At 70.4% G+C, this 12,699-nt stretch carries 9 protein-coding genes; all 9 read left to right on the top strand.

Features of this window, described 5'->3' with window-relative positions; translation table 11 throughout:
- Positions 1 to 133: 133 nt before the first annotated feature.
- Positions 134 to 1,030: an ABC transporter permease gene (locus MXD95_RS13245; protein ID WP_250640905.1), complete on the top strand. Its 897-nt coding sequence runs from the start codon at positions 134 to 136 to the stop codon at positions 1,028 to 1,030.
- On the top strand, positions 1,027 to 1,881 hold the full coding sequence (locus tag MXD95_RS13240) for an ABC transporter permease (protein WP_250640902.1): 855 nt from the start codon (positions 1,027 to 1,029) through the stop codon (positions 1,879 to 1,881). Before MXD95_RS13245 ends, MXD95_RS13240 begins: the two co-directional genes overlap by 4 nt.
- On the top strand, positions 1,878 to 3,575 hold the full coding sequence (locus MXD95_RS13235; RefSeq protein WP_250640901.1) for a dipeptide ABC transporter ATP-binding protein: 1,698 nt from the start codon (positions 1,878 to 1,880) through the stop codon (positions 3,573 to 3,575). The genes MXD95_RS13240 and MXD95_RS13235 overlap by 4 nt, the downstream gene beginning before the upstream one ends.
- A complete protein-coding gene (locus MXD95_RS13230) occupies positions 3,565 to 4,500 on the top strand; it encodes an LLM class flavin-dependent oxidoreductase (protein ID WP_250640900.1) in 936 nt (311 codons plus the stop codon). The genes MXD95_RS13235 and MXD95_RS13230 overlap by 11 nt, the downstream gene beginning before the upstream one ends.
- On the top strand, positions 4,478 to 5,638 hold the full coding sequence (locus MXD95_RS13225) for an LLM class flavin-dependent oxidoreductase (protein WP_250640899.1): 1,161 nt from the start codon (positions 4,478 to 4,480) through the stop codon (positions 5,636 to 5,638). Before MXD95_RS13230 ends, MXD95_RS13225 begins: the two co-directional genes overlap by 23 nt.
- Before the next feature lie 304 nt (positions 5,639 to 5,942).
- A complete protein-coding gene (locus tag MXD95_RS13220; protein WP_251078302.1) occupies positions 5,943 to 6,890 on the top strand; it encodes a hypothetical protein in 948 nt (315 codons plus the stop codon).
- A 175-nt stretch (positions 6,891 to 7,065) separates the two neighbouring features.
- The gene (locus MXD95_RS13215; protein WP_250640897.1) at positions 7,066 to 8,100 is read left to right on the top strand and encodes a replication-relaxation family protein; all 1,035 of its coding nucleotides are present in this window, start codon (positions 7,066 to 7,068) and stop codon (positions 8,098 to 8,100) included.
- Between the two features lie 405 nt (positions 8,101 to 8,505).
- Positions 8,506 to 10,479, top strand: coding sequence for an ATP-dependent nuclease (locus MXD95_RS13210; protein ID WP_250640904.1), 1,974 nt, complete (start codon positions 8,506 to 8,508; stop codon positions 10,477 to 10,479).
- The gene (locus MXD95_RS13205; protein ID WP_250640896.1) at positions 10,476 to 12,386 is read left to right on the top strand and encodes a UvrD-helicase domain-containing protein; all 1,911 of its coding nucleotides are present in this window, start codon (positions 10,476 to 10,478) and stop codon (positions 12,384 to 12,386) included. Before MXD95_RS13210 ends, MXD95_RS13205 begins: the two co-directional genes overlap by 4 nt.
- The last annotated feature ends 313 nt before the right edge of the window (positions 12,387 to 12,699 follow it).

Here is a 12,699-nt window from a genome sequence, read left to right as displayed (position 1 = left end):
GACCGCCACCGGGCACTCCAGTTCATGGTCACCTAACGCGACAGATCGTCACACCACGCGACCTTCGCGCAGCCCTGCCCCGCTACCGCTCACCCCGACGCTGCGTTTCCTGCTGCGCCGGGCGCTGACCGGCGTGCTGGTGCTGTGGGGCGCGGTCACGGTGACGTTCTTCGCCGTGGCGTGCGCGGGCGGCGACCAGCTCGACGCCATCCTCGGCCCCCAGGCGGCGAACCTGCCCGGCCTGCGGGCCCAGACCGCCGCCCAGTACGGGCTCGACCGGCCGCTCGCGGCGCAGTATCTGCACCGGCTGGCGAACCTGGCGACCGGCGATCTCGGCCGGTCCTACCAGCGCGACGAGCCGGTGTCCCGGGTGCTGTCCGGGCAGGTCTGGCCCACCCTGGAGCTCGCGCTCTGCGCTGCGGCGATCGGCCTGCTGATCGCCCTCGGGATGACGGTGGCGTTCACGGGCCGGGGCCGGATCGTGCGGACGGCGACCTCGGTGCTGGAGACGCTCGCGGTGGCGGTGCCGCCGTTCTGGCTCGGCATCCTGCTGCTGTCGCTGTTCTCCTTCAGCCTGCGCTGGTTCCCTGCCTTCGGCGACCACGGCGTGTCCAGCCTCGTCCTGCCCACGCTGGCCCTGGCCGTCCCGATCGCCGGAGTCCTCGCCCAGGTGATGCGCCAGGAGCTCGATCTCGTGCAGGCCAGGCCGTTCGTACTCAGCGCCCGGGCGCGGGGGCACGGCCGGTTGGGTCTGCTGCTGCGGCACACCCTGCGCCACGCCGTGCTACCCGCCACCACCATGTCGGCGTGGGTGCTGGGCACTCTCGTCGGCGGGGCGGTCTTGGTGGAGAAGGTCTTCTCCCGGCCGGGGTTGGGAAGCGTGCTGGTGGAGGCGGTGCGGCACCGCGACACCCCGGTCGTCTCGGCCGTGGTGATCCTCGCCGCCGCCGTGTTCGTGGCCGCGAACACCGTCGCCGACCTGCTCTATCCGGTGATCGACGCGCGGCTGCGAGAGCCGGTCACCCGATGAGCGCGGCGACCTCACAGATAGTGGAGAGTCCGGCCCTGCCGAGGCTGAGCAGAGCGGGCCGGCTCGCCGCGCTCGTGGTCGGCGTCCTCGTGGCAGCCGCGATCGTTGTTGTTCTGCTCGCGCCGGGCGTCGCCGCGCCGTATGCGTCCGACACCAACGACGTGCGGGACACCTTCGCCGGGCCGAGCTGGCATCACTACTTCGGCACCGACCAACTGGGCCGGGACGTCTTCTCCCGGGTGGTGTACGGCACGCGCTACTCGGTTCTCACCGGCCTGGTGGCAACCGCCATCGGGGCGGCGGGGGGTTCCGTGCTCGGACTTGCCGCCGCCGCGGGAAGCCGGCTGATCGACGCCGTGATCATGCGTCTGACCGATGTCTGGCTGGCGTTTCCCGAGGTGCTGCTGGCGCTGTTGGTCATCTCGTTGATCGGGACGGGATCCACCCAGGTCGCGGTGGCGATCGGGGTGGCGGCGGTGCCCTACTACGGCCGCCTGGTCCGAGGACAGGCGCTCGGCGTGCTGCGGGCGGAGTACGTCGAGGCGGCGAAGGTCCTCGGTGTGCCGCCATGGCGGTACCTGGCTCGCCATGTGCTGCCCAACGTGGGCGGGCCGGTCATCGTGCTCGCGTCGCTCGGGACCGGTACGGCAGTCGCCGCGGCGGCCGGGCTCAGTCTGCTGGGCCTGGGGCCACTGCCGCCGACCCCGGACTGGGGCGTGATGCTCGCCGAGGGCCAGTCGTACCTGGCGAACGCATGGTGGATCGCGGTGTTCCCCGGGGCCGCGATCGTCCTCGTCGTCCTGTCGACGACGCTGCTCGGACGGAGCCTGCAGGCGAGGAGTGTCCGGTGAGTCTGGTCGAGGTCGCTGGTCTCACCGTCGCGTTCGGCCACGAACCACCGGTCGTGCGCGACGTCTCCTTCAGCGTCGAGCCCGGGGAGTGCCTGGCGTTGGTCGGCGAGTCGGGCTCGGGTAAGAGCGTCACCGCCCGGTCCCTGCTGGGCCTCGCCGGCAGCACGGCCCGGGTCGGCGCCGAGACCCTGAATCTGTGCGGCCACGATGCGCGCCCGTTCGCGGAACGTGACTGGAGGGCGCTTCGTGGCCGGCACATCGGCATGGTGCTGCAGGACGCGCTGACCGCCCTGGATCCGCTGCGCCGGATCGAGGAGGAGGTGGCCGAGCCGCTGCGGCTGCACCGGCGCGGCAGCAGCGCCGAGCAGCACGACCGGGTACTGCGGGTGCTCGCGGAGGTCGGCATCCCGGACCCGGCGGCCAGGAGCCGGCAGTACCCCCATCAGCTCTCCGGCGGCCTGCGCCAACGTGCCCTCATCGCCTCCGCCCTGGTCGCCGAGCCCGATCTGGTCATCGCGGACGAACCGACCACGGCGCTGGACGTGCTCATCCAGGACCAGATCCTCACCCTGCTGGGAGAGGTCACGGCACAGGGCCGGGGGATGGTGCTGATCAGTCACGACCTCGCCGTCGTGGCGAGGCTGGCCGACCGGATCGCGGTGATGCGCCACGGGAGCATCGTCGAGATCGGCTTGCGCGACCAGGTGATCGACGATCCGCGGCACCCCTACACGAAGTACCTGCTGGACATCGCTCGCCGGCGGCGCGACGACCGCCCCGCCGTGCCCGAGAGCGAACCGGTGGTCACGGTGGACCGGGTCACCCGGTCCTTCGGTGGGCACCGCGCGGTCGCCGACGTGTCGCTGTCGCTGCGCCTGGGCCAGACGGTGGGACTGGTCGGCGAGTCCGGCTCGGGCAAGAGCACTCTGGCCCGGATGGTGATGGGGCTGACGGCGCCGGACACAGGACGTGTCCTGCTGCATGGCGGCCCGTGGTCCGAGGCCACGGAGCGGGCCAGGCGCCGGCGCAGACGTCGCATCCAGCTGATCCAGCAGGACCCCCACGCCGCGTTCGACCCCCGCCACACCGTCAGTCGGATCATCGCCGAAGCCCTGCCTGATCTGGGGCGCCGGGCACGGCGGGACAGGACGACCGATCTGCTGGCCACGGTGGGTCTTGACCCTGGCCTCGCCGCCCGTCGGCCACACCAGCTCTCCGGCGGCCAGCGACAACGGGTGGCCATCGCCCGCGCGCTCGCGGTGGAGCCCGAGGTGCTGGTCTGCGACGAGCCGGTCTCCGCGCTGGATGTGTCGGTCCAGGCGCAGATCCTCGACCTGCTGGCCGACCTGCAACGGCGACTGGGAATCGCCATGTTGTTCATCACCCACGACCTCACCGTCGTGGCACAGATCAGCGACCAGCTCGCGATCATGAGGGACGGCGAGATCGTGGAGGAGGGGGACACGAAGATGGTCTTCGACAATCCGCGGCACCCGTACACGCGGGCGCTGCTGCAGGCCGCCCCGCGCCTGCCCGGCCCCGGCGAGGCGCGGACGAACCCACGTTCCCGGGCCGCCACGGCGCCGCACCAGACGAAGCCGGCTTCCGGAGGCTCCGACGCGCAGGGCTCCGACGCCGCGGGCGCTGGCGCTGAGGCCTCCGGACCGAACGGCGAGGTGGAGCATGCCGGTTGAACTGGTCGGGGTGCTGCCCTCCGCCGGGCGGGAGGTCGACGGTTCCCCCCGGGCGTGGTCCGACGCGCTGCGGCGACTCGCCGACGCCCACGAGGCGGCTGGTTTCGACCGGGTGCTGGTACCGGCCGGCCCGGCGGCGCCGGACAGCCATCAGGTCGCCGCCCACGTGGCGGTCCACACCCGGCGCCTCGGCCTGCTGGTCGAACACCGCCCGGGCCTCGCCCAGCCAACGGTGGCCGCGCGTGCCCTGGCCAGCCTCGACCAGTTCAGCGACGGCCGCGTCGCGGTGTACCTGCCCGTCTGTGCGCCCGAGCACGAACGGCGCCGGGACGGCGACGTCGTCCCCCACCATGACGTGCGCGCCCGCGACCTCGAGTACCTGCGCCTGCTGCGGCGCACGTGGGCCGCGCGTGACCCGGTTGACGTGGTGGGCCGCTTCTTCCGGGTGGAGCACTACGTCAACCACGTCCCGCCGGTCCATGGCCACATACCCGTCTACATCGGCGGGTCGGGGGACGAAGCAGTCCGGTTCGCCCGCGAGGAGGCGGACGTATGGTTGCTGCCGGCGGATCTCGCTCCCGCCGCGGTACCGGTGACCGCCACCGGGCCGGACGACAACCGCGGCAGCGCCGAGGAGGTCCCGGACCCCGGCAGCGCCGATGCGGCTCTCGTCTCCGCGCGGCGTCCCGACCTCGGTATGACGCTCACCCTGACCTCCGACACCGAGGTACACACCCTGATCGACCACGTCGAGGCCGGTGCGACGACGCTGGTTCTCGACGGCTACGAACTCGACGGTCGGCTACGCGCCCTGCTCGCCGAGGTACGCGAGCACGCGGCCGCGAGCCAGGCCGGCGAGGCCACCCGCGCAACGTCACCCCGCGCAACGTCACGGAGCCATCATGCCCATCGAGATCATCGGTAGCCTGCTCACCAACAGGGGCTCGGAGATCAGCCCGGGCGGCCCGCTCGTCGACCGCCCCTTCCTGCGCCGGTTTGCCCAGGCCAGCGAGGCGGCCGACTTCGACCGGGTGCTCGTCACGCTGACCTCGGTCATTCCCGACCCGCTTCCGGTCACCGTCTACGCGGCCGCGCACACCGAGCGGCTCGGCTTCCTGATCGCCCACCGTCCGGGCTTCGTCCAGCCGACCGTCACCGCGCGGCAGTTCGCGACGCTGGACGAGCTCACTGGCGGACGGGTCGCGCTGCACGCCATCTCCGGCGGGATCGAGGCCGAACAGCGCCGGGACGGGGACTACCTGGACAAGTCCAGCCGCTATCAGCGCACCGGCGAGTACCTGCGGATTCTCAAGCGCGCCTGGACCGCGACCGATCCCTTCGACCACGACGGCCGCTTCTACCGGATACGGGCGGCCGCCCCCACTCGCCCGTACCAGCAGCCGCGCATCCCGATCTATTTCGCCGGGTCCTCCCCGCAGGCATACCAGGTCGGCGGCGCCGAAGCCGACGTCCACGCGTTCTTCGGCCAGCCACTCGACCAGATCGCCGAGGAGATCCGGCACGTGCGGGCGGGCGCGCAGGCCGCCGGCCGCGTCGAGGGACCGCGCGTCAGCGTGTCCTTCCGCGTCATCCTCGGGGCCACCGAGGAGGTCGCCTGGGAGCGGGCGCGGCAGATCCTGGCGGTCACCCGGCAGCGGTTGGCCCAGTTCGGAGCGCCCAAGGAGCTCGACGGCCAGCCGGCGGAGCAACCCGCGGTCGGATTCCAGCGTCAGCTGCGCGCGGCCGAGCGCGGCGAGCACCACGGCCGTGCGCTGTGGACGGCGCTGGCGACCGCGACCGGCTACGGCGGTAACAAGATCGCGCTGGTCGGGACGCCCGACACCGTCGCCGGGGAACTCGCGCGGTACGTCGACCTCGGCGTCAGCACGGTGCTGCTCAGCGGCTTCGAGCTGTACGACGACACCGTGACGTTCGGCCGGGAGCTGATCCCGCTGCTGCGCCAGGAGGTCGCTCACCGCGACCGCCGCCGCCTGGCCGGTGGGCACGCCCCACTGGGCGCCGCCACCGTGGGCGGCGCGGGCTGGCGCTCCACGACCAGTTGACGGAGTGCGAGCCCCCGGCCCGCGCCACCAACGTCGCCGCCGTGGGGGTTCGGGGGGGTTCGGGGGGGTTCGACCCCCCCGGTGAAGTCGCGGCTCCGGCGCAGCCGCCGACAGGCGGCAAGCATGCGGAGCCAACTCGTACCCCGGGGGAGGCTCGTACAGCATCCACGCAGAACCGGGCCAAAACGAGCCTGGTGGTATCCGCCCGTGTACCTGCACCTATCACGCCCAGTGACGGATCCCGGCCGGTAGCGGCGCGGGCGCTGGCCGGGGGCGGTGCCTGATGGCCGCGGATGGCGCCGCCATGACGGATGGTCCGGCTGGGGTGCGGTCGGCGGCAGGAAGTGACGTGGCGGTCACCCTCGTCACGGTGATCATGGTTGTGGTCGTCGGGCTGACGTTTGCCTTCGGGTTTGGCAACGTCTTCCAGCTCGGGTTGCGTCTGGGAGTGCCGGTCTGGGTCGCGCCGCTGGTGGCTCCGGCGGTCGACTTGTCCGTGGTGGGCCTTTTGTTGGGGACACGGCAGCTGGCGGTGCAAGGCGCGCCGCCGGAGCTGCTGCGTCCGGCGCGGCGGCTGCTGGTCTTCTCCAGCGTGGTGACGCTGGCGTTGAACATCGCCGAGCCGGTGATCGCGGGGGACTACGGGAAGGCCGCGTTCGACGCGGTCGGCCCGGCGCTGCTTATTGGCTGGTCGGAGGTTGGCCCGGGGCTCTTGCGCGCGATGCGCCACCCCATCACCCTCCACCCCCTCCTACAGGACGCCGCGATCTCTCAGTCCGGGTCCCGGCCGGCAGAGACCGATGGGGCAACGGTGTCCACCACCGTGTCGGCGCCATCTGGAGGCGAGAGTCCCCAGACCGAGGCGGCGGCGGTTCCGTCGCAGCGCGTTCCCGGCCGGTCGAGCACCATGGTGCTCGACGGTTCGCTGTTGGACCGGGCGCGGCGTGAGGATGCCCGCTACTGGGAGGAGCACCGTCGGCCGATCTCCTCGGATGAGCTGCGCAAGCGGCTGAAGGTCGGCTCGAAGCGGGCTCGGGCTCTGGTCACGCAGCTACGCACCGAGGCCCATCGAGTGTTGGAGGAACACGCCCCCAACGCCGATCTGCCCGAGGTCGGTACGGCCGCGCTCGCGTCGGATGCCGACGACGGGGCCGCGGACAGGTTGCTGGCGGCGGTCGGGCCGGATGACGACATGGTCGATCTCGGTCCGGTGGATCCGGCCGGGACGGGTGTGCTGGCCGCGGTCGGATGACGGCCCCCGCCCCGACGGGCGGGACGGGGGTTGACCTCGTGTGCTGGCGGCTGGCGTGTCCGGGCGCGGACACGCCAGCCCGCTCACCCCCCGACCGGTCACGGCTGTCTGCCAGTTCTGCCTATCTGTTCGCCTACCTCCGCCCGCATGATCAGCCGATTGGGAGACCCTCGACGTGATCACGAATCCTCCGCAGCAGACCTATCTCGGCCGCCGTACCTACACCCGACCCGCCGCCCGCGTCGCGTCCAGCAGTGAGCACCAGCTGTGGCTGGTCCGCCACCTCACCCCCCGGGACCGGTGGATCACCCGGATGATCCACGAGCACCGGGTGCTGACCACCCACCAGATCGTCGAGCTTGGCTGGGTCACCCGCCGGTCGGCGAACCTGCGCCTGCTGGAGCTGTACCGCTGGAGAGTCCTCGACCGCTTCCAGCCGCTGGCCGTCAGTGGCCTGTCGCCTATGCACTACGTCCCAGACGTCGCCGGTGCGGCCGTCCTCGCGCATGAGGACGGCCTGGACCCGAAGAAGATCGGTTACCAGCATGACCGGGCCATGGGCCTCGCCCACTCCCTGCACCTGGCGCATCGCGTCGCGGTCAACGGCATGTTCACCCGGCTGATCCACCACGCCCGCCAGCCCGAGGCCACGGGCCGGCTGGCGGCCTGGTGGTCGGAGGAACGCTGCGCCCGCTCGTTCGGGGACATCGTGCGGCCCGACGCGTACGGCCGGTGGGTGCAGGGCCGCGCCGAGGTCGAATGGTTCCTCGAACTGGACTTCGGCACCGAAGCGCTCCGCCGCCTCACCTTCAAAATTAACGCCTACGACCGGCTCGCCAAGACGACCCGTATCCACACGCCGGTCCTGATCTGGACTACCACCCTGCGCCGCGAAGCCCGCCTCCGCGAGGTCCTCACCGAAGCGCTGCGCAACCTTGATGGCCCGGCGCGGGTACCAGTCGCGACGACGGCCGCGGACCTCGCCGAACCCGACCAGCACCTGGACGCCACCCTCACCCGCTGGCTTCCCCTCACCCGGCCCGCCACCGGTCGCCTCAGCCTGGGCCAGCTGACCGGCCTCTGGCCTCCCACGGCCAAGCCCCTGACGGACAGCTCCACAGCCGACAGTGATCTCGGGCGTCCGACACGGCTCCACCCGCCCCAGCCGATGCCACCCGCGAGTCCTGATCCCCAGCAGCGCGCGGCCTGACCGCAGCCCCGCACGACCCGAAGGGGTCCTGCCACCTGGGCACCGCGCCAGGTGGCAGGACCCCTCGGCTCGAACGGGCATCGCTGCCGCGACTAAGGCCGCGTATTGGTTGTGATCAAGATGATTGCGCAAGCTCCTTGATCCAGACCGTGGAGGTGCGGAGGTGGAGGCCGGCGAGCCTGCTGCTCGGTGGAGGCAGATGTGTCTCAGGGACAGTTATGCCTTCTTGGCATGGATGGAGCCTGGTGAGACGCCGTCGCTGGGGTGGCAGGTCTCCCGCCGCAAGACCATCACGGTGGCCCGCAGGAGCACAGCTGTCCGGGCCAACGAGATGCCCGGGACTCTTACCCCTTCCCGCATGACTGCCGGCCCCCGCGGCCGGGCGGCGAGCCCGGGGTGCATAGGATGCCGGCAATATCGATATGGGCCGGGCAGCTCGGGGGACTCCTTCCTGGAGAAGAGGGCGCCGCGGCCCCGTCGGCGGGGGAATTTGTGTATTTGGCGCATCTTCGGGTCGAGAACTTCCGGGTCTTCGGAGCCGCGGCCCAGAGTGACGGCGAAACGGACGCGTCGCTGAACCTGTCGTTCACAGCCGGGACGAATGTGCTCGTCGGCGAGAACGACAGTGGGAAGACGGCGATCATCGACGCGATCCGGCTGTGCCTGCAGACTGCGGCGACGGACTACTACCGGGTCTCTCAGGACGACTTCCACCTTGGGAAAAACGGGCGGGCGGAGACCTTCACCATCGTGTGCGGGTTCACCGCTCTGTCGACCGAGGAGCAGGCGGTCTTCCTGGAACTGCTCACCCACGGCCGGGGCGGCGCCGCCTGGCTCTGTGTGACGTTCAAGGCCCAGCGTATGGACCCGGTCCGGAACCGGGTCTCGGTCACCACCCGGACCGGACCGGATGGCAACGGCCCTGCCCTGGACGGCGCCGCGCGCGAACTCCTGCGCGCCACCTACCTGCGCCCCCTGCGTGATGCTGAGGCGGAACTGCGCTCGGGTCGCGGATCACGGCTGTCCCAGATCCTCGCCGGCTATCCGGCGATGAAGGACCAAGGTGTCGATGATTACGACCCCGAGGGCGATGACCCTCCGTCCACTCTGGTGGGGATCCTGCGTCGCGCCGAGCACGACATCCGATGCAACGATGCCGTCTCTGAGGTGAGCCAGGACATCAACTCGGCTTACCTGCGGCGGTTTGCCATCGGCGCCGACGTCCTGCGCGCCGAGATCAGCGTCGCCACCGACGCGACGCTGGCCCGCGCGCTGGAACGGCTCGAACTGAATCTCTTCGCTGAGTCCGACGAGTGGACGCGCCGAGGGCTCGGCTACAACAACGCCTTGTTCATGGCCGCGGAGCTTCTCCTGCTGGGTAAGAGCGAACTGGCACCCCTCTTGCTGATCGAGGAGCCCGAGGCGCATCTCCACCCCCAGCTCCAGGCCCGGATCATGGCCTTGCTCCGCGACAAGGCCCAGTGGCCGCAGGACGATGGCAGGGCCCCGGTCCAGGTCATCCTCACTACCCACAGCCCCAACCTCGCCTCGTCGACGCCTGTCGAGTGCCTCACCCTCGTCGCCAGGGGCCGCCCCTTCCCGCTGCGGAGCGATATCACGCGTCTGACCGGCCAGGACTATGCGTTCCTGACCCGGTTCCTGGACGTCACCAAGGCCAACATGTTCTTCGCCCGGGGTCTGGCGATGGTCGAGGGCGACGCCGAGGCGATCTTCCTACCCGCGCTCGCCGACGCTCTGGGGATGCCCTTCCACGAGCACGGTGTCAGTGTGGTCAACGTCGGTCACGTCGGCCTGTTCCGGTACAGCCGCGTCTTCCAGCGCTCCGGCGAGCAGATCCCCGTTCCCGTCGCCTGTATCCGCGACCGGGATCTCGTCCCCGTCGGCACCTCGGAGGAGATGCGCGGCAAGCTGAAGTGCTGGGGCGAGATGGCGGAGCAGGAGATCGTCTCGCACGTCGCGGGCCTCGCCCGCGACGACGGCGGGCCGGTGAAGACCTTCGTGTCGAACTGGTGGACGCTGGAGTATGACCTCGCCGTCACCTCCTGGACCATGGCCAGGCTGATGCACCGTGCGGTCAGGCTCGCATCGGTCGCAAAAGAGTCCTGGCCGGACGCAGCCAAAATTGGTGAGGTTACCGCGCGGGCCGACGAGGATGTCGATGAGTGGGAAAGCCAAAAACTCACTCTTGAACAGGCTGCCCTGACGATCTACAGGCCGCTCAGGCTCAACTACGCCAGCAAGTCGATCGCCGCGCAGTTCGCCGCGCAGCTTCTCGACTCCACCCCGCTGACGGAGAGCGACGTCCCATCCTATCTGGTCGACGCCTTTAAGTACCTGTGTGGCGAGGTGACTCCGTGACCGGCACTTACCTGCCCGATAGAGATGCCTTCGCGACGCACAAAGTGGAGGCCATGCTCAAGCTCCTCGGACTCGACCCGCTCGACGACGAGCAGTGGGACTTCCTGCAGAGCAGTACCACACAGGACCTCCAGGCCGCTCCGGGATCGGGCAAGACCACCTTGATCGGGCTCAAGCTCGCGCTCATGGCCGACGCATGGAACTCCGTGACGTGCGGGGTTTGCGTGCTGTCGCACACCAACACTGCCAAGAACGAGATCGCCGATCGGGTGGCCTCCCTCGCTGCGGGGCGGAGCCTGCTGCGCTACCCGCACTTCATCGGCACCATCCAGTCCTTCGTGCACACCTTCTTCGCGCTTCCGGCCGTGCGGGCCAAGGGCGTCGAGGTCCGGGTCGTCGACGACGCGGCCTTCGAGACCGCATCGCTCCGGCTCCTGCGGCACCCCGACTACTCCACCCTGCGCAGCTACCTGGAACGCCAGCGCGACGGCACCAGCATCGTCAGCGGGGCGACGTTCACCTACAGGGGCGGCGAGCTCGTGGTCACCGGCGCGACCAAGGAACCCCCCTGCGGCCCCGAGACGGCCAGCGGAAAGCAACTGTCCGACCTCAAGCGGAGGCTGGCCTGGCAAGGCGTCTTCCGCTACCAGGACATGTACGCCATCGCCCAGCGGTACCTCACCGAGCACCCAGGCATCATCCCGGCCGTATCCGCGCGCTTCCCGTTCGTTCTCCTCGATGAGATGCAGGACACCAGCGTTACCCAGCACGAACTGCTGGACCTTGTCTTCGCCTCTTCGCCCTCAGTGGTGCAGCGGGTAGGCGATACCAACCAGGGCATCTTCAGTGACGCCGGCGCCGCGAGCGGGCCCGCGCTGGCGTTTCCGCTGGCCGGCGCCGCGGAGCTGCCGGTCAGCCGCCGCTTCGGACCGCAGATCGCGGCTCTGGCCAGCCGTCTGGCGGTCCGGCGCCCTCAGCAGATCCATGGCGCCGGTCCCGACGGCCGGGTGGCGGTACTGCTGTTCGACAAGGCCACAGCAATCGATGTCGTGTCGACCTTCGAACGCATGGCTGCCGCGATCGTCCCCGAGGACGTCCTTTCCAGGCGTCCGCCGCGTGTGTTGGGCGCGCGGCAGGGCCGGGGGTCCTCCCAGGTCTACCCACAGTCGATCTCCTGCTATGTTCCCGGCTATACTCCGCCCGCCCGCTCCTCGGCCTCCCGCGCTCTGATCGACGCGGCCCGCGCGGCAGGGGCCCAGTGGAGGTCCGGTGCGGATAGCCACGAGGCGGCCGATGAGTTGTGGAACGCTGTACGCGCGTCTTTCACGCCTCCGACCGGTGAAGGGCTGCCGACGCTGGGCCGCCTGGAAAGGTCTGCGACGACCCCCGGTGGCAAAGTGCGGATCCTGCTTCGCGAACTCCTCGCCCACACAGCCATGTTCGACGAGGTGAACTGGGGCGTGGTCACCGAGCGCCTGACAGTCCAGATGAACCTGCTCGCCGGCCAATCGCTGAAGGCCGTTGGCCTGGACTTCACCCCGGCGGCCGAGGCAGTCACAGGAGCGGGAGACGTTTCCAGGAGCTCCGCCGCAGTGCCAGCGGTGCGGGCCGTAGCCGGGACCATCCAGAGCGCGAAGGGCGAGACCCATGCGGCGACGCTGATCTTGGAGTGTCTGGAGAAGACCGGCAAGAAGTACGACGTGACCGAGGCGCTCCGCATCATCGCCGAGGGGGGCGACCCCCAGCAGGAGTCGAAGAGTGTCCAGACCGCTGTGCAGCTCGTTTTCGTCGCAGCGACGCGCCCCACCCACCTGCTGGTGCTCGCCGCCCACCGCGATCGCAGCAAGCGGTACGCGGAGACGATGATCAACGCGGGCTGGGACGTCCGAGACCTCACCGAGCAGTGACCGCGTGGGTTGAGGGCGTCCAGGTGACCGCATGGCGAGCGTCAGGACCAGTTTGGCTGCCACGTGTAGCCTTCGGCCTACTCGTCGTCGTCCTCGTTGGGTCAGCCCTGCTGAGACGGGACTCGGCTTGCGCGGTGTGCGGGACCGCCGCGGGCGCGGCATCGGTCGGTGGGGCCGGCTTCGTGTCGGCGCGCTTCAGGAGGTAGGGAAGCTCCTTGACGGCCTCTTCGGCGATGCCGTGGACCAGGTTGTTCAACTCGACTGCGGGGCGTTCGGGTCAAGCTCTACATCGAGGACATCTCCACCCGTCGAC

The organism is Frankia sp. AiPa1, assembly GCF_023243075.1.
In the GTDB taxonomy this organism is placed as follows: Bacteria; Actinomycetota; Actinomycetes; order Frankiales; family Frankiaceae; genus Frankia.
This window is presented reverse-complemented; position numbering and strand designations above follow the sequence as displayed.